The organism is Microvirga splendida (assembly GCF_016427565.1).
Taxonomy (GTDB): domain Bacteria; phylum Pseudomonadota; class Alphaproteobacteria; order Rhizobiales; family Beijerinckiaceae; genus Microvirga; species Microvirga splendida.
This window is the reverse complement of the sequence record NZ_JAELXT010000039.1, coordinates 1-16,336: the sequence shown is the minus strand read 5'-3', so window position 1 is coordinate 16,336 and position 16,336 is coordinate 1. Positions and strand designations below refer to the sequence as shown.

Below are 16,336 nucleotides of genomic sequence, written 5' to 3'. Positions count from 1 at the left end.
CATGTCCGGCGTCACGGGACCAGTTCTGCGCGTCGAAGCCCTTGGCGTCAGCTATGGCGCCCTGGTGGCCCTCGACGATGTCACCTGGAGCGTCCGAGAGGGCGAGATCCTGGGGATCATCGGTCCGAACGGCGCCGGAAAAAGCTCCTGCTACGATGCCGTGACGCATCTGGTCCGCAGACGAGGGCAGGTCTTCCTGAACGGCGAGGAGGTCACGGACATCGCGCCACATCTCCTCGCCGAGCGCGGCCTGAAGCGGGCGTTCCAGCAGAATGCCTTCTTCCATGAAATGACGGTTCTGGAGAACATGATCACGGTTCTCCAGGATCGTTACGGAACAGGGCTCGTTGCCACGACGCTGCTCCCGTTCGCGGAGGCGCGCCGCCGGCGGGATGCAGTCGAGGATGCACGGCAGCGTCTCATGCGCTTCGGAATTCCGGAGGCCTATCACGGGCTCAAGCCCACCAACATTCCCTATGGCACGCAGCGGATGCTCTCCATTGCGCTGGCCTATGGTAGCGGGGCGAAGGCCCTGCTTCTCGACGAGCCTGCCGCCGGTCTGGGCGGCAAGGACATGACGCACCTGATTGACCTTCTGATCTCGCTCAAGCAGGAGAGGCTGGCCCTCGTGGTCATCGAGCATCACATGGACCTCATCATGTCCGTCGCAGACAAGATCGTCGTGCTGGAGCAGGGCCGGCTGCTTGCCACCGGAACGCCGCAGCAGATCCAGTCCGACCCGCGAGTTCTCGAGGCCTATCTGGGGCGCGCGCAATGAACACCCGACCAGTTCTGGAAACCACGGATCTCAAGGTCGCCTATGGCGGCAACCTCGCCCTTGACCTGCCGCGCATCGCCGTTCGCGAGCGGGAGCTCGTCGGCGTCGTCGGCGCCAATGGAGCAGGAAAGTCGACTCTCGTGAACAGCCTCCTGGGGTGGTCGCGAGGCTCGCCGAAGGTCTCCGGCAAGGTTCTGCTCGACGGCAGGGACATCTCCGCGCTGCCGCCGCATGAGCGGGTGAAGGCGGGGCTGCTGCTAATTCCCGAAGGAAAGCTCGTCTTCACCCAGATGAGCACCGAGGAAAACTTGGCGTCGACCGCCGACGATGCTCCGGCCGGCCAGGGAAGGCGGCGCTACTCGACCGATGAGGTCTACGCGCTCTTTCCCCGCCTCTACGAGCGGCGCCACCATCTCGGGTCCCAGCTTTCGGGAGGCGAGCGGCAGATGCTCGGCATCGCCCGCGCTCTGAGGCTCGGACCGCGCGCGCTCCTGCTCGACGAGCCCTCCATCGGGCTGGCCCCCCGGCTCGTCTCGACGGTTCTCGAAACCGTGCGCTCTCTCGTCGATTCAGGCCTCACGGTCCTCCTCGTCGAGCAGAACGTCCATGCCGCCATTGAGGTCGTCGACCGCCTGATCCTGCTCGAACGCGGCCGCATTCTCGCCGAGGGAACCGCCTCCGAAATGCGGGACGACCCACGGATCGCTGAGGCATATCTCGGAGCGCATGTCTGATGAATCTCACGCAGCAGCTCGTCAACGGCATCGTTCTCGGCCATGCCTATGCGCTCATCGCCATCGGCTGGACCGTGCTCCTCGGGGTCGCCCGTCTGGTCAACTTCGGGCATGGCCAGATGTACATGCTGGGTGCCTTCGTCACTTGGTACGGCATTTCGCGGCTGGGCCTGCCCTACATCCTGGCCATTCCGCTGGCCATGCTCGTGGGCGTCGCCGTCGGCTACGTCATGCAGAGGGTGATGCTTCAGCTCACCCTGAAGCAGGATCTCGTGTCCATCATGATCGTCACGCTGGGCTTCGGCTACGTGCTTCACGGCGCGGCGGCCCTGTTCTTCGGCTCGACCGGCCAGATTCTTTCAACGCCTCTGTCGATGGAGGACGTCTACTGGGGCGACCTCTGGTTCACGTACCAGGACATCGCTATCGTGATCGTGGCCATCCTCTTCTTCGCGGCCCTGAAGTATATCATCGACCGGACGCGCCTCGGCCGACTCGCGCGCATGGTCGCGGAGGATCCGCAGCTGGCGGAGCTCGCCGGCATCAACGTGAAGCGGGTCTATCTCGGGGTGTTCGCCTTCGAGGGAGCGGCGGTGGCCCTGGCCGCAGCTCTTGTCGCGCCCCGGACGCCGATCCTGACCTCCATGGGCTTCGATGAGGTGATCATCACCTTCGTCGTGGTTGTCCTCGGAGGCATCGGCAGCGTGCTGGGCAGCTATCTTGCCGGCCTCGCGCTCGGTCTTTTCGTGGCTTTCTTCGGAGCCTTCGTCTCGCCGGCCTACGCCATGGCTGCCGCCTTCGCGGTTCTGATCGCGGTGCTGGTCATCCGGCCTGGCGGCCTAGCCGTCAGCCCGGGGGGGCGATGATCATGAACACGGGTCTGAAAACCATTCTGTTCGCCGCGCCCGCGGTGCTCGGGTTCTTCGTGCCGATGGCGCTCGGAGGCTCGGGGGCGGTCTACGCCGCCTGTGTCCTGGTCGCGATTTTCGCCGTGATGTCCTACGGGCTGGACATCATCGTGTCGGATCTCGGCGAGGTGAGCCTTGCCCACACCGTCTTCTTCGCGGCCGGCGCCTATACTACGGCTCTCCTCTCAGCGAGCGCCGGCATGGGGCCGATCCTGTCATTGGCCGGCTCCATCCTCGTCGCCCTGGCGGTTGCCGCTCTCCTGGGCTTCGTGACCCTGCAGCTGCGTGAGTTCGTGTTCTCCCTCGTCACCTATGCGGTGGCGGTCGTGGCGGCGACGATTGCGCAGAACTGGAGCTTCCTCGGGGGGTCCGACGGGTTGCGCGGCATTCCACCCTTCGAGATTTCGTTGCTCGGGTTCAGCGCCCGGAACGACCAGGAGCTCTGGCCGGTCGCCTACCTGCTGCTTCTGGTCGCCATCTACATGGTCTCGTCATTCCGCCGTTCGAAACTGGGAAAGGCGGCGATGATGGTGCACCTCAATCAGAGGCTTGCGGTGACATCCGGCGTCGACCCGCAGCAGACGCGGCTTCAGGTATTTCTCCTGTCGGCTCCAATCACCGCTTCTGCCGGATGGCTCTACGCCTATCAGCGCGCCTATATCAGCGCGGACGTGCTCGAGGCCTATTTCCTCATCCTCATGCTGACGGCCGTCGTCGTGATGGGACGCCGCCTGCTGCTCGGGCCGCTCGCAGGCGTCGCACTGATCCTGGTGCAGGAGAAGTTCTTCTCCTTCGGCGGCTATGTCGACAAGATCATCCTGGGAAGCGTCCTGATCGTCTCGCTCGCATTCCTGCCGAACGGCATCATCGGACTTTTCGCGTCGATCCGCACCCTCTTTCCACGACGCACCATGCCGATCGGCAAAACCATTCCCGAGAGGAGCTAAGACATGACAGTCATCTGGCAGCCCACCCTGGATGCCGAGTCCGGGCATTGGCTCTCCGTTGCCGCGAAAATGGCGGACGAGAGCTTCGCTCCCCTCGCCGAGGAGCTCGACCGGGAGCAGCGCTACCCCTGGGAGAACGTGCAGCGCCTCGTCGACAACAGGCTCGCCGGCCTCTTCATCCCCAAGGAATATGGCGGCGAGGGAGCCAGCCTCACATCCACCGTCGCCGTGGTCGAGAGGATCGGCTCCCGCTGCTCCTCGACGGCGGCCATCCTCTGCGCCTACCAGCTCGGCGCCTTTCCGGTTCTCCTGGCCGGTCGGGATGACCAAAAGAAGCACTATCTGGGAGAGATGACGAGAGGCGTCGCCACGAGCTTCGCCCTGTCGGAGCGGGAGGCGGGGTCCGACGCCGCTGCGATCACGGCGACGGCGACCCGCGAGGGCGACGGCTGGCGCATCCGGGGCGAGAAGTACTGGATCGGCAATGGCGGCGCTTCGCGCTACTACGTGGTCTTCGCGAAGACGGATCCCGGCGCCGGCGGACGGGGTATTTCGGCCTTCATGGTCGACAAGGAGCAGGACGGCGCCGTCATCGACGAACTTTCCGACAAGATGGGCATCCGCGGCACGCAGACATCAAACCTGAAGCTCGATTTGGTCGTGCCGGACGAAGCCCGCATCGGTGACGTGAACCGGGCCCTGCGCCTTGCCTTCCAGACCCTGAATGTCGGCCGGGTGATGGTAGCTGCGCAGTCCCTCGGGCTGGCGCTCGCCGCCTATCGCGAGGCCTCCACTAGGGCGGTGGAGCGCCGCGCCTTCGGCCATGCCATCGTCGACAACCAAGGCATCGGCTTCAAGCTGGCGGACATGGCGGTGGAGATCTCCGCCGCCCGCATGATGCTCTACGAGGCCGCCAGGGCCTATGACGAGGGGAGGGACGTCGCCAATCTCGGGGCCATGGCGAAGCTCTACGGCTCCGAGGTCGCTCACCGCGCGGCGGATGCGGCCGTGCAGATCTGGGGCGGCTTCGGCTACTGCAAGCCCTGTATCGCCGAGCGCCTCTATCGCGACCAGCGCATCCTCGAAATCTATGAGGGAACATCCGAGATACAGCGTCTTGTTCTGGCGCGCGCGGTGCGCAAAGAAGTCGAGGACGCCTCTGCCGCAGGGCAGGGGGAAACCTCGCAGCTACGGAGTGCGTGATGGACGCTGACATCTCGTCCCTCAAGACGGCGAACGGCAACGAGGCGCGGCACGAGATCGTGCGCGCCGCGGCCGAGGTCTTCATGGAGTTCGGCTTTGCGGCCACCTCCATCGATGCCGTTGCGGAGCGGCTCGGGGCCACCAAGGGACGGATCTACCACTATTACGGCAGCAAGGCGGAGCTGTACTTCGATGTGCAGATCGCGGCAATGGAGCGCCTCCTCCGCGAGATCGAGCCGATTGCCCAAGGGGAGGGGAACGCGGCGGAGCGCCTGGAGGCGATGGCGCTGCGTCATGCGACGATCCTGATGGAAGACCTACCGATGCAGAAGGTCGCCGTGCGGGGGCTGGAGCGCGAATTATTGGGCGCGGTTGCCGCGCGGCACGCCAAGACCCTGCGCTCGATCATACGGCTGCGCGACGACTACGAGCAGATCTTCGCGGAGGTGGTCGATGCAGGCATTAGGGATGGGCTTTTCGTCGACCTGCCGCCGCGTCTTGCCACGAAGCCCTTCTTTGGGGCCCTGAACTGGCTGACCGTCTGGTACGTGCCGCGCCGCCTGCAGAAGCCCGAGGACGTTGCCGAGATCGCCCGGACGCTGACCGGGTTCGCCATGCGTGGAATTCTCAAGGGAGCCCAGCCGTGAATGCGCAGATGACCCGCCCCCATTCCGAGGACGTCTGGGATCCCGTCGAGCTCTGGTCCCGCGAGCGGATCGAGGAGTTCCAGCTGGCCGCGCTGAAGAAGCAGCTGGCCCGGGTCGAGGAGCGCAGCGCCTATTACAAACAGGTGTTCAGGGAAGCGGGTTTCGCGGCGGCCGAGCTGATGAGCCTCGAGGACCTGCGCCGCCTGCCCGTCACCCGCAAGGCGGATTACGTGGCGGGCCTGCAGGCCGATCCTCCTTTCGGGACGTTGCGGGCGGTCGGCGTCGACGAGGCGGTCCGGGTTCATTTCTCGTCCGGCACGACGGGCCGCCCGTCACCCGTTCTCTGGACGAAGCGGGACGTGGAGCGCTGGGCCGATCTCTATGCGCGCTATCTCTACGCCCAGGGACTGAGGGCGGGCGACGTCTTCCAGTGCATGTTCAACTATTCCTGGTTCGTCGGAGGGCTGGGGGCGACCCTCGCGGCGCAGCACATCGGCGCGCTCGTGATCCCCGGCGGGTCTGTGGACACCAAGCGGCAAATCGAGACGATACAGGAATATGGAACCAAGGCTGTGATTGGCACACCCTCCTTCATGGCGCATGTGGCGGAGGCCGCGGAGGAGATGGACGTCGACCTGGCCGCATCCACCGTCAAGATGGTCTGTGTCGGCGGCGAGCCGGGCGCGAGCATCCCCGGCACCCGCGAGCGCCTGGAGCGCATGTGGGGCGCGAAGATGTTCGACTGCTACGGCGCGCTCGAATGCCAGCCCATCGGCTGGGACAGCGTGCTCCAGCTCGGCCCGCAGATCGCGGAGGACTTCATCTATGTGGAGATCCTCGACCCGGACACCCTCGAGCCGGTCGAGGATGGACAAAGAGGCGTCCTCGTCCTGACCCATCTCGACAAGGAGGCCTGTCCGCTCGTGCGCTGGTGGACCGGCGACGTAGTCGTGCGCGACCGCACCCCCACACCGGATGGCCGCACCCATGCGACCCTCAAGGGCGGCGTGCTCGGGCGTGCCGACGACATGCTGATCGTGCGCGGCGTCAACCTGTTCCCGACGGCCGTCGAGGATATCGTCCGGGCCTTTCCCGGGACGACCAATGAATATGTCCTCGTCATTGATGATTCCGTGAAGGACCCGAAGAACGGTTTCCTGACCGGCGTCAAGCTTCGCGTGGAGCGCACGGACGATGCGCCTGCCGATCTCGGCGAGAAGCTGGCGTCCCGGCTCCGCGAGCGCCTGCAGGTTCGCTTCATCGTCGAGGTCCTGCCGGCCGGCACGCTGCCGAGAACGGTCCACAAGGCCAAGCGCGTAGTCATGGAGTAGCCCTATGGCAGCGCCGCGCCCGCTCACAGGGAAACGCGTCATCGAGCTGGCGCAGTTCATCGCCGGGCCGACGGCGGCCCAGCTCCTCGCGGATTTCGGAGCGGAGGTCATCAAGATCGAGGCGCCGACGGGGGACGGCTCGCGGGGTTTGCCGGGCACAGCCTTCGGGAGCGTCTATACCCGCAGCTTCAACACGTCCAAGGCGAGCACCGTCATCGACACGCGCCAGGAGGCGGACCGCGCACGGCTGGGGGAGCTGCTCGCCTCGGCGGATGCCCTCGTCTGCAATCTCGCTCCCGGAGCCCTGCGGCGTCTCGACCTCGATGCCGCCTCCATCCGCCGCCGCTTCCCGAAACTGGTCGCGACCCTGATCTCGGGCTACGGACAGCAGGACGAGCGGACCTGCATGGACACCATCGCCCAGTGCGAAAGCGGGTTCGCCTGGCTCAATGGAGCGGAGGACGGCAGCCCGCGGCTCTCCACGAGCTGGCCCGCCGACTTCTTCTCCGGTTTCTATGCGGCGCTGTCCACGGCCATGGCCTTGGCTGAGCCCGACCGCGCGGAGGGCTGCATCATCGACATCTCGATGATGGAGATCGCCGCCGCCATGCTGCTCGGGCCCGCGGCCCTGCTCGTCGCCGAGGGCGGCCAGCCGGCGCCGGGTACAGGCAACAGGGATCGCGCCTCGGCTCCGTCCGGCGTTTATCCGTGCCAGGATGGTCAAATCTACATCTATGGCGGTCTTGATCCTTATTGGGCGAAGCTGAAGCCCCTCGTCGGTGGGCGCGATGCTCCCATTACGGAGCGCATCGCCTGTGCGCAGGAGTTCGACGAGAGGGTCGGAGCCTGGACCGCTCAGCGCACCTGCGAGGCCGCTCTCGCCGTCATGAACGAACTAGGCATCCCGGCTGGAGCCGTGCGCGATCCGGTGAGCGCCGTGGAGATGATCCGCAGCCTGCGCCAGGGGGCAGTGAGCCGCGGGCTGGGTAGCGGGGAGCACGTGCCAAGCTTTCCAGCCCTTTTCGACGGTGAGCGGATCGCCCGCTCGCCCGCCCCGCCGCTTGGCGGCACCCGTCAGGCCGAATGAACCGGAGCCAGATCATGTCATCCTCCTATAATGAGCCCTACGATGCATCCGTGCTCCGCGATGGTCTTTTCGTAGAGAAGTCCGCTTTCGTGTCCGGGGCAGGCTCCGGCATCGGACGCGCCATCGTGCTTCGCCTCGTCGAGCTCGGCATGTCCGTCTTCGGGACCGGCCGCCGTGTCGAGATGCTGGAGGAGACGGCAAAACGCGCCGGAGGCAAGGCCGGTACATTCACGTACAAGCCCTGCAATGTCCGCGAGACCGAGGCGATCGAGGCGCTTGTGCGCGAGGTAGGAGAGGCGCAGGGCATCGATCTGCTGGTCAACAATGCCGGCGGACAGTTCTTCGCTCCGGGCACCCAGATTAGCCGGAGAGGGTGGGACTCTGTCATCGATCTCAACCTGAGCGCTGTCTTCACGGTAACGAAGGCGGCCCACCCCTATCTCAAGGCGCGGCGCGGCAGCGTGGCGAACATCTCCCTCTCCGGCGTCGATCGCGGCTCAATGGGCCTCGCCCATTCGATCGCCGCCCGGGCCGGCGTTCTGGGCATGACCCGCTCGCTCGCGCTCGAATGGGCGAAGGACGGGATCAGGCTCAACTGCATCGGGCCCGGCACCGTGGTAACGGAAGGCCTCGCCGTCGAGGCGGCCCGGCCGATGCTCGACCGCCTCGTCGAGGCGACGCCCATGGGGATCCCGACCTCGGTTGAGGAGGTTGCGGAACTAGTAGCCTTCCTCGCGAGCCCTGCCGGGCGGCTGATGACGGGTCAGCTCATCCAGATCGACGGCGCTGCCCATCTCGGCCCCGGTCTCCACATGATTGCCGCCGAGTAGGAGAGATCCATGCAGGCCCTGGAGGGAGTGAAAGTCCTCGACTTGTCCCGCGTGCTCGCTGGGCCCTGGTGCACGCAGACGCTCGCGGATCTCGGCGCCGATGTCTGGAAGATCGAAGAGCCGACGCGCGGGGACGACACGCGAAGCTGGATGCCACCGGAGATCGGCGGCGAGTCCACCTACTTCATGTGCTGCAACCGCTCGAAGATGTCCGTCGCGCTCGATCTGAAGTCCCCCGAGGGACAGGAGGTCGTGCGCCGTCTCGCAGCCAAGGCGGACGTACTCGTCGAGAACTTCCGCAAGGGCGCGCTGGACCGTTTCGGCCTGGGATACGAGCAGCTTGCCGCCATCAACCCGCGCCTGGTCTATTGCTCGATATCGGGCTATGGCCGCACAGGCTCCCGCGCCGAGGAGGCCGGTTACGACTTCGCCATCCAAGCCGAGAGCGGCCTCATGGCGATCACGGGCGAGCCGGACGGGTCGGCCATGAAGCATGGGATCGCGATCACCGACGTGGTGACCGGCATGAACGCCACCCAGGCCATTCTTGCCGCGCTTCTCGCCCGCGAAAAGACCGGGCGCGGGCAGTTGATCGATCTTTCCCTCTTTGAATCCGCAGTCGCGCTGCTGGCAAATGTCGGCACCGGCTATCTGGCGACCGGCAACGAGCCCAAGCGCTTCGGCAATGCGCATGCGACCGTTGTCCCCTACCAGATCTTCGATACGGCCGATGGGGTGCTGGCCCTGGCCGTCGGCAACGATCAGCAGTTCCGCAATCTCTGCCTCCAGGTGCTCCAGCGGCCCGACCTCTGGGATGACGAACGCTACAGGAAGAACCGTGATCGGGTTCTCAACCGTTCGACCCTAATCCCTGCTCTGGCCGAACTCTTCAGGACACGAACGACGTCCGAATGGATAGGAACGCTCAAGCGGGCAGGGGTTCCGGCGGGCCAGGTGCGCAACGTGTCCCAGGTCTTCGCCAGCCCCGAAATCGTGGAGCGCAACGTTGTCGTCGAGGTGCCGGATGACCGTCACGGACGCTTGCGGCTGACGGCCTCGCCGCTGCGGCTGTCGGATACTCCCGTATGTCCACCGGTCACGCCGCCACGCTTGGGCGAGCACACCCGTGAGGTCCTCGCCCGTGAGCTTGGAATGTCCGAGCAGGACATCGACCAACTGGAGGCGAAGGCGCTCACCGGCTGAAGAGTACGCTACGAGGAATTCCGAATGAGTGACAAGCCGCTGGATCAGGAGCCCCCGATCTCGCCGTTCGATCCGCCGGACGCGGGATGGACCGTGCGCGACGACGAGCCCGGTCTGATGACCCTCGTCGGTCCCTTATGGCAGCACGGCGAAGGGGAGAGCTTGCGGTTCGGCTTTGTAGCCGAGGAGAAGCACCTCAACCGCCGGGGCGTGGTGCACGGAGGCATGTTGATGGCGTTCGCCGATCAGGCTCTCGGCCTAACCGCAAGGGAGGTCAATGGCGGTCTGCCACAGGCTACGATCCAACTTGATACCCAGTTCATTGCGCCTGTCGGCGTAGGCGAATTCGTCGAAGTCGCGGCGCAAGTGGTCCGCCGCACCCGCTCAATCCTGTTTATGCGCGGAACCCTGGTTGTAGGCGAGCGCGCCGTCGCCTCCGCACAAGGTATCTGGAAGGTCCTCGGAGCAGGTTGAATAGCTTCGCCGCAAACATTCTGCCTGCAAATTTAGCTGGTACGCGTGAGATCAGGGCCTTCAATGGCAGAGCCTCGAACATAGGCATGTCGGGGGGAGCCACTGAACTCGCCTACATGGTAAACGTCAGTAGCTGGCACGAGGCAGAAGTGAGGCGAAGGTCGGCTTAAGGCAGGAGCAGCAGACGTTCGTGAAGGCAGAGGATTCCTTGGGGTGACCCGATACAGATGGCCGCACCAGTGCCGGTCGCGGCGTGCATGGGCAAAACAGCGGCGATCGGCGAAACCCTTTTTGAAGCGCTGTTCTAAGATCAATGCGGACTTGGCTCTATTGTCGGGATGTGAGAGGTAGGCCGCAGCTAATGGTTACCACGAGACAATAAGGACAACATGACTATCTCGATCCGTTCGGCACAGGAAGCGGATGCAATGCTGATTGCACGGTTGCATTTTCATACGTGGCGAGAGACCTATCGAGGCCTTGCTCCGCAGGCCGCATTTACCGCCGTGACGGAGGAGGTCAGGCTCGACCGGTGGCAACGCATGCTTGCTAGAAAAGGTGGTGAGCAGACTATTCTGGTTGCAGAGGTCGACGGGCAACTGGCAGGCTTCGGGATGGCAGGACCAGCCTCGCACGAGATCTTTCAGAGCCGGGCCGAGATCAAGTTTCTCTATGTCGGAGCCGCATTTAAGCGTAGGGGCGTTGGCCGCAAACTCCTGCTTCACCTCGCGCGTCATATGAAGGAAGCCGGTTACAGCGGCGTAGGGCTTGGTGTGGTTGCCGGGAACAGTCCAGCCATCACTTTCTATGATGGGATGAGGGGCACAAGGGTAGGGAACTACACCGATCCTGGTCCTATCTGGCGCTCAGATAACCACCTGTATGTCTGGGAAGATCTTCCGGCGCTAGTAGCGCAGGAGGAGGAGCGCAGTTTTTGAATGCCCAACAACGTGTGACATCCGACTCATTTGGTGCCGCCGATCAAGATAGTGACGGGCTCACGCATCATCGCGCGAACCCGTCACCGTGTTTAGTCCTTACCCTGATTGATCGTGATGGGCGTCAGCTTATTCGCTTGAAGACCGTACTTTTTCACAATCTCGTCATAGATGCCTTTCTGTTGAAGGCGCTCGAGCCCTTCCTTGATGGCGTCGCGCAGCTGGGTTTCAGTCTTGAGCACTGGAATGCCGGAGAGGGAAACCGTGAAGGCTTCGCCGATGAGCACATAGCTGTTCGGCTCCTGCGACTGGAAGTACGGCAGTGTCTCGTTGCCCTGAACCGCTGCATCAAGGCGTTGTGTCTTCAGCTGTGTACGAGCATCCGCCGAACCCTCGGTGCCGATGGCCTCAACGGCGCGCTTTCCCCTCGCCACGCAGTTAGCTTGGCTCCACTCGCCGATCTGCCGGGGCCAATTGGTGGAGCGGCTCGCACCGACTTTCTTGCCGCACAGATCTTCGGGCGTCTTGATGGTCGCCGCCATGGCAGGCGAGGTGTAGAACTGCGCGCCGGATTTCATGTAGTCTACGAAGTCTACGATCTCACGGCGGGCCGGAAGATCGCTCATTCCGGCAAGCGCGATGTCGACCCGCCCTGTCTGAAGTGACGGGATCATTTGTGCGAAGGCAATTTCCTGCCACTCGATGCCAACGCCGAGTTCCTTCGCGAGAGCCTCGCCGAGATCGATATCAAAGCCTGTGAGCTTGTTCGTAGCCGGATCCTTAAAGGTGATTGGCGCATAGTTCGGCATAGTCGCTACGACAATCTTCCCGGCTTTTTTGATGCGATCCGGAAGTTCCGCCGCGTGGGACATAGTCCCAAAGCTCAAAGCAATCACGCTCGCGATCAAACCTGCTGTCAGTTTCATTGTCGTCGGTCCTTTCCTGGGGAACATTTATCAAGCGAGTACCGCCGCGATGAAATCGCGCGTTCTCTGCTGTTTCGGGTGCACCAGCACCTCTTGCGGCGAGCCCCGTTCCACAATGGCCCCCCGATCCATGAAGACTACTTCGTTCGCAACCTCGCGTGCAAATCCAAGCTCGTGGGTCACGACAATCATCGTCATGCCAGAGCGAGCCAGGTCTCTCATGACAGCCAGAACCTCGCCAACCAACTCTGGGTCGAGTGCCGAGGTCGGTTCGTCGAAAAGCATCAGCTTGGGCTTCATTGCGAGCGCACGGGCAATGGCCACACGCTGCTGCTGACCGCCAGAGAGTTCCGACGGATAGGCATCACGCTTTTCCGAAAGCCCCACGCGCTTCAGTAGCGCCATAGCTTCGTCAATGACTTCGTTGCGACGGCGCTTCTGCACGATTACTGGGCCTTCGACAATATTCTCAAGTGCCGTCATGTGCTGGAATAGATTGAAGCGCTGGAACACCATACCGCTCGACAGCCGTTGACGAGCAATTTCCGCGTCGGTCAACTCATAAAGCTTGTTGCCAACGCGCCGGTAGCCGATGAGCTCGCCGTCGACCCAGATGGCTCCCGAGTCGATCCTCTCCAGCTGGTTGATGCAGCGAAGAAGCGTGCTCTTGCCCGATCCTGAGGGCCCAACGATGCAGAGCACTTGGCCGGCGGGAATTTCAATCGACACACCGTCGAGGGCCTGAACTGAGCCGAATGCTTTGCGGACGTCGGCTGCAACAACGATCGGCATCATGGCTCAACTCTCCACGGCCGGGCGAACCATCGGACGAGACCGGCGGCCCGAGCCTTTCGCGAAATAGCGTTCAAGGAAATGCTGAGCGATGCTCAGAACTGTCACGATGATCAGATACCAGCCAGCGGACACAATCAGGAGTTCGATTACCCGTGCATTGGCGAAGTAGATCGTCTGTGCGTTGCGCAGCACCTCGGCGAACCCAATCACGCTCGCAATGGAGGTGAGCTTCACCATACTGATCACCTCATTGCCAACCGGCGGTATGATGACCCGCATGGCCTGCGGAAGAACAATACGGCGCAGGGTCGTCAGGCGCGTCATGCCGATAGCCTTGGCCGCTTCTGTCTGGCCCGCATCGACCGATAGGATGCCTGAGCGCACAACTTCTGCCGTGTAGGCGCCCTGATTGATGCCAAGGCCGAGCAGCGTTGCCACGAACGGGGTCATCACATCGACCATGCGAGCCTCGAACAGGCCCGGAATGCCGATGCGCGGGAACACCAGCGCAAGATTGAACCAGATTAAAAGCTGAAGAAGAAGCGGTGTGCCGCGGAAGAACCAGATGTAGAAAACCGCGACGCCCTTCAGTACCGGATTGGGTGACATCACCATGATGGCGAACAGGACACCGAGCGCGATGCCCAGAGCCATGGCGCAGACGGTCATGATGATTGTGTTGCCAAGACCGCTGATGATGGATTGGGCCGTGAAGAACTGCCCAACGACCGTCCAGTCGATCTGCCCCTCTGCGAATGCCTTTATCACATAGGCAAACGCCGCGAGGATCAGGGCGCTCGCGATCCAGCGTCCGTAGTGGCGGCGCGGCACATGAGTAAGATGCGCGATGGACGGATCGAAACGCTCAGGCTTCTCCATTCCCATCAAGGAGGATGCGGTGCTGCTGCTCATTCCGGTTCTCTCTGTTCGGCCTGTTCAGATCTGCGGACCGTCATAGCGCATCGCCCATTCGCGCTGTGTGTCGAAATCCGAACGTAGGCGAACAAGCTGTTCAGCGACCCGGAGCGGAGCGGTTCCGCCGTAGCCGTCACGGGTCCTGACGGCAGCATCGGGCGTCAGGCTCGCCATAAGGGCCGGGGTCAGGCGCGGGTCCACTGCCGCTAGATCGTCTGCGCTCAAATCCTCAAGGCCGATATTGCGGTCCTCGCAATATCGGACCAGGCGGCCGGTGATCTCGTGAGCCTCCGAAAAGGGTACACCCTGACGAGCGAGCCAGTCGGCCACTTCGGTGGCGAGTGTGAAGCCATCCGTTGCCTGACGGCGCATTTCGTCCACATTAACCTGCATCGTCCGAACCATTCCGGCCATGGCCGGTAGCACGAGAGTCAAGGTATCGACTGCCTCGAATGCAGCCCGCTTGTCTTCCACGAGATCGCGATTGTAGGCGAAGGGCAACCCCTTGAGCGCCGTTAGCATCGTGCCGACACCGCCGATGAGGCGTGCCGCGCGACCACGGGTCAGTTCCGCAATATCGGCGTTCTTCTTCTGTGGCATGATGGACGAGCCGGTCGCATAAGCATCGTCGAGCGCGATCCAGCGGAATTGGCGCGAGGACCAGAGGAAGATCTCCTCGGCTAGGCGGGAAAGGTTCACGCCGATCATTGCGGCAACAAATAGAAACTCCGTTACGTGATCGCGGCTGCCGACGGCATCAATCGAGTTTTCACAAGGAGCATCGTAACCGAGTTCACGGGCGGAGAGTTCGGGCGACTTGGCAATGGCTGACCCCGCGAGGGCCGCCGCCCCAAGCGGAGAGCGAGCTGCGCGCCGATCCCAATCCTGCATGCGGTCGATGTCACGAGTAAACCCCTGGGAGTGAGCAAGGAGCTGGTGCGCAAAGCTCACTGGCTGCGCGGGCTGAAGATGGGTAAAGCCGGGGGCTATGGTCCCGAGGTGCTGTTCGGCCTGAAGAGTAAGAGCTTCCTGCAGGCTCAACAGGTCGATGACGATGCGCCGAGCCTGATCCCGGAGATAGAGTTTGAGGTCGTTGGCCGCCTGATCGTTGCGCGAGCGTCCAGCCCGGAGCTTGCCGCCGAGCGGTCCGAGCCTTTCGATGAGCGCTCGCTCCAGAAATGTGTGTACATCCTCGTCCTGCTCGGATGGAGCGAGGGTTCCAGCGATGATTTCGGCCTTAAGAGCTCTAAGGGCCTTCTCAATCAACTCGCCTTCGTCCTGAGTGAGCAGCTTGGCCCTTACCAGCTCCCGCGCATGGGAGAATGAGGCGGCGAGATCATAAGCAGCTAGGCGGTAATGGCTGACATCGGAGCGCGAGAGAGCCATGAGCTCCGGGGCAGGGCCCGAGCGAAAGCGTGAAGCCCACAGGACGTTGGTTGAGGTCATGCCAGTTTCCCTTTTCCCTTTGGTGTCCCAAGGGAACCTGCGGCTGGCAAATGAAAAATTTTCTCCTCGGTATTCTTTTTTGGAATAGAATGATCGTTGTTCCGCATCTTCTCACTGTACCCGGGCCCATGACTATCCAGCGCCTCCCCAACTCCATGACCGCCCTCCGCGTCCTTCTTTCTGTGGCCGAACATGGTACGGCCTCAGGCGCCGCCGCAGCCGTCAACCTAACCCAGAGCGCTGTAAGCAAGCATCTGCGGGGATTGGAGGAGACATTGGGAATTTCCCTATTCGCCCGGAGCAGCCGTGGCCTCGTACCGACAGAAGCTGGGCGGATCTACGTAAAGCATGTTCGCCGTGCCCTTGCTGAGCTTGAGACAGGCAGCGCACACATCTCTGCCCTTAAGGCCTCACCCTGGGCCGTTCGGCTCCATGTGCTGCCGATTATCGGTGACCGCTGGCTCGTACCGCGCTTCTCACGGTTCGCGGAGCTCCATCCTGAGATCGACGTGCAGTTTACGACTTTCGTAACGGCCGACACGGCGGAAGCGGCCGATGGGGTGTTCCGGTTCGGAGAGGGGGAATGGTTGGGGCATCGAGGCGACTACTTGTTCGGCCGCGATGTCGCTCTGGTTGGCGCTCCATCCTTCGTTGCGCGCTTGGGAGGCATCGAGACGGCGAGAGATGTTCGCCGCTACACCGTACTCGACCATTTCCAAACGCCCCTGCGCTGGAGCGAGTTTGCCGAGGCACATGGGCTCGGCGACTTCACACCCGTCCACACGACTCGGTTTGGGTTCTATTCGCTTGTCATCCGAGCGGCGATCTCCGGCCAAGGACTCGCGTTGGTTCCGCGCCGGCTCGTGCAGGAGGAGCTTGAGACTGGGCGTTTGGTCAATCCGGCCGGGCTCGGCTTTAAAAGCCGCAACGCCTACTGGTTCACGACGCCCGAAGATCGCGCCATGCGTCCCGGACTGGAAGCTTTTCGGAAATGGCTGCTGGAAGAGGTGCAGGCGTCCTCGTGACGGACAGCGGCCGGAAGCTACTCTCATAGCAGCAAACGAGCGGATCGCGCGCACCGGGAGGTGCGGCGGTCTAGATGTTTGATCCCAGGGTTTGATGGTGCGATATTATCCTCAGGATGGAGGGACGCGCTATGGGCCAAGTTCTCCAT

17 protein-coding genes are annotated in these 16,336 nt (G+C 63.1%); 13 read left to right on the top strand and 4 right to left on the bottom strand.

The features are described 5' to 3' along the window. Window position 1: 1 nt before the first annotated feature. The 12 genes from JAO75_RS22120 to JAO75_RS22065 all read left to right on the top strand — a co-directional run bounded on the left by JAO75_RS22120 (window position 2) and on the right by JAO75_RS22065 (window position 11,080). Window positions 2-778: an ABC transporter ATP-binding protein gene (locus JAO75_RS22120; RefSeq protein ID WP_199051376.1), complete on the top strand. Its 777-nt coding sequence runs from the start codon at window positions 2-4 to the stop codon at window positions 776-778. Continuing rightward, complete coding sequence (locus tag JAO75_RS22115; RefSeq protein ID WP_199051375.1) at window positions 775-1,512, top strand: ABC transporter ATP-binding protein; 738 nt, start codon at window positions 775-777, stop codon at window positions 1,510-1,512. Before JAO75_RS22120 ends, JAO75_RS22115 begins: the two co-directional genes overlap by 4 nt. Beyond that, window positions 1,512-2,378, top strand: coding sequence for a branched-chain amino acid ABC transporter permease (locus JAO75_RS22110; RefSeq protein ID WP_199051374.1), 867 nt, complete (start codon window positions 1,512-1,514; stop codon window positions 2,376-2,378). Before JAO75_RS22115 ends, JAO75_RS22110 begins: the two co-directional genes overlap by 1 nt. A gap of 2 nt (window positions 2,379-2,380) precedes the next feature. Then, the gene (locus tag JAO75_RS22105; RefSeq protein WP_246742655.1) at window positions 2,381-3,367 is read left to right on the top strand and encodes a branched-chain amino acid ABC transporter permease; all 987 of its coding nucleotides are present in this window, start codon (window positions 2,381-2,383) and stop codon (window positions 3,365-3,367) included. A 3-nt stretch (window positions 3,368-3,370) separates the two neighbouring features. Further along, a complete protein-coding gene (locus tag JAO75_RS22100) occupies window positions 3,371-4,570 on the top strand; it encodes an acyl-CoA dehydrogenase family protein (RefSeq protein ID WP_199051372.1) in 1,200 nt (399 codons plus the stop codon). Beyond that, complete coding sequence (locus JAO75_RS22095; RefSeq protein WP_199051371.1) at window positions 4,570-5,217, top strand: TetR/AcrR family transcriptional regulator; 648 nt, start codon at window positions 4,570-4,572, stop codon at window positions 5,215-5,217. The genes JAO75_RS22100 and JAO75_RS22095 overlap by 1 nt, the downstream gene beginning before the upstream one ends. Next, window positions 5,214-6,548, top strand: coding sequence for an AMP-binding protein (locus tag JAO75_RS22090; RefSeq protein WP_199051370.1), 1,335 nt, complete (start codon window positions 5,214-5,216; stop codon window positions 6,546-6,548). The genes JAO75_RS22095 and JAO75_RS22090 overlap by 4 nt, the downstream gene beginning before the upstream one ends. Window positions 6,549-6,552: 4 nt before the next feature. Next, window positions 6,553-7,635: a CaiB/BaiF CoA transferase family protein gene (locus JAO75_RS22085; protein WP_199051369.1), complete on the top strand. Its 1,083-nt coding sequence runs from the start codon at window positions 6,553-6,555 to the stop codon at window positions 7,633-7,635. A 14-nt stretch (window positions 7,636-7,649) separates the two neighbouring features. Beyond that, window positions 7,650-8,465: an SDR family NAD(P)-dependent oxidoreductase gene (locus JAO75_RS22080; protein ID WP_199051368.1), complete on the top strand. Its 816-nt coding sequence runs from the start codon at window positions 7,650-7,652 to the stop codon at window positions 8,463-8,465. A gap of 9 nt (window positions 8,466-8,474) precedes the next feature. After that, window positions 8,475-9,668 (top strand): CaiB/BaiF CoA transferase family protein, encoded by a 1,194-nt coding sequence (locus JAO75_RS22075; protein WP_199051367.1) that lies wholly within the window; start codon window positions 8,475-8,477, stop codon window positions 9,666-9,668. Between the two features lie 24 nt (window positions 9,669-9,692). After that, a complete protein-coding gene (locus JAO75_RS22070) occupies window positions 9,693-10,142 on the top strand; it encodes a PaaI family thioesterase (RefSeq protein WP_199051366.1) in 450 nt (149 codons plus the stop codon). Window positions 10,143-10,531: 389 nt separating this feature from the next. Next, on the top strand, window positions 10,532-11,080 hold the full coding sequence (locus tag JAO75_RS22065) for a GNAT family N-acetyltransferase (RefSeq protein ID WP_199051365.1): 549 nt from the start codon (window positions 10,532-10,534) through the stop codon (window positions 11,078-11,080). A 92-nt stretch (window positions 11,081-11,172) separates the two neighbouring features. On the opposite strand, the gene JAO75_RS22060 is transcribed toward JAO75_RS22065, so the two are convergent. The 4 genes from JAO75_RS22060 to argH are packed head-to-tail and all read right to left on the bottom strand — an operon-like array spanning window position 11,173 to window position 15,102. Beyond that, window positions 11,173-12,006, bottom strand: coding sequence for an ABC transporter substrate-binding protein (locus JAO75_RS22060; RefSeq protein ID WP_199051364.1), 834 nt, complete (start codon window positions 12,004-12,006; stop codon window positions 11,173-11,175). Window positions 12,007-12,036: 30 nt separating this feature from the next. Further along, entirely contained in the window at window positions 12,037-12,801 is a 765-nt protein-coding gene (locus JAO75_RS22055; protein WP_199051363.1) for an amino acid ABC transporter ATP-binding protein, read from the bottom strand. A gap of 3 nt (window positions 12,802-12,804) precedes the next feature. Next, on the bottom strand, window positions 12,805-13,686 hold the full coding sequence (locus tag JAO75_RS22050) for an amino acid ABC transporter permease (protein ID WP_246742657.1): 882 nt from the start codon (window positions 13,684-13,686) through the stop codon (window positions 12,805-12,807). Window positions 13,687-13,737: 51 nt separating this feature from the next. Further along, the gene (gene argH / locus JAO75_RS22045; RefSeq protein WP_246742654.1) at window positions 13,738-15,102 is read right to left on the bottom strand and encodes an argininosuccinate lyase; all 1,365 of its coding nucleotides are present in this window, start codon (window positions 15,100-15,102) and stop codon (window positions 13,738-13,740) included. Between the two features lie 110 nt (window positions 15,103-15,212). On the opposite strand from argH, the gene JAO75_RS22040 reads away from it, so the two are divergent. Beyond that, window positions 15,213-16,187, top strand: a complete 975-nt coding sequence (locus JAO75_RS22040; protein ID WP_246742653.1) for a LysR substrate-binding domain-containing protein — start codon at window positions 15,213-15,215, stop codon at window positions 16,185-16,187. The last annotated feature ends 149 nt before the right edge of the window (window positions 16,188-16,336 follow it).

Bases quoted from the DNA above. Each gene is read 5' to 3' on its own strand.
- JAO75_RS22040 (WP_246742653.1), top strand. From the start codon at position 15,213: ATGAAAAATTTTCTCCTCGGTATTCTTTTTTGGAATAGAATGATCGTT.
- JAO75_RS22055 (WP_199051363.1), bottom strand. From the start codon at position 12,801: ATGATGCCGATCGTTGTTGCAGCCGACGTCCGCAAAGCATTCGGCTCA.
- JAO75_RS22110 (WP_199051374.1), top strand. From the start codon at position 1,512: ATGAATCTCACGCAGCAGCTCGTCAACGGCATCGTTCTCGGCCATGCC.
- JAO75_RS22105 (WP_246742655.1), top strand. From the start codon at position 2,381: ATGAACACGGGTCTGAAAACCATTCTGTTCGCCGCGCCCGCGGTGCTC.
- JAO75_RS22115 (WP_199051375.1), top strand. From the start codon at position 775: ATGAACACCCGACCAGTTCTGGAAACCACGGATCTCAAGGTCGCCTAT.
- JAO75_RS22085 (WP_199051369.1), top strand. From the start codon at position 6,553: ATGGCAGCGCCGCGCCCGCTCACAGGGAAACGCGTCATCGAGCTGGCG.
- JAO75_RS22095 (WP_199051371.1), top strand. From the start codon at position 4,570: ATGGACGCTGACATCTCGTCCCTCAAGACGGCGAACGGCAACGAGGCG.
- JAO75_RS22070 (WP_199051366.1), top strand. From the start codon at position 9,693: ATGAGTGACAAGCCGCTGGATCAGGAGCCCCCGATCTCGCCGTTCGAT.
- JAO75_RS22075 (WP_199051367.1), top strand. From the start codon at position 8,475: ATGCAGGCCCTGGAGGGAGTGAAAGTCCTCGACTTGTCCCGCGTGCTC.
- JAO75_RS22065 (WP_199051365.1), top strand. From the start codon at position 10,532: ATGACTATCTCGATCCGTTCGGCACAGGAAGCGGATGCAATGCTGATT.
- argH (WP_246742654.1), bottom strand. From the start codon at position 15,102: ATGGCTCTCTCGCGCTCCGATGTCAGCCATTACCGCCTAGCTGCTTAT.
- JAO75_RS22080 (WP_199051368.1), top strand. From the start codon at position 7,650: ATGTCATCCTCCTATAATGAGCCCTACGATGCATCCGTGCTCCGCGAT.
- JAO75_RS22050 (WP_246742657.1), bottom strand. From the start codon at position 13,686: ATGGGAATGGAGAAGCCTGAGCGTTTCGATCCGTCCATCGCGCATCTT.
- JAO75_RS22060 (WP_199051364.1), bottom strand. From the start codon at position 12,006: ATGAAACTGACAGCAGGTTTGATCGCGAGCGTGATTGCTTTGAGCTTT.
- JAO75_RS22120 (WP_199051376.1), top strand. From the start codon at position 2: ATGTCCGGCGTCACGGGACCAGTTCTGCGCGTCGAAGCCCTTGGCGTC.
- JAO75_RS22100 (WP_199051372.1), top strand. From the start codon at position 3,371: ATGACAGTCATCTGGCAGCCCACCCTGGATGCCGAGTCCGGGCATTGG.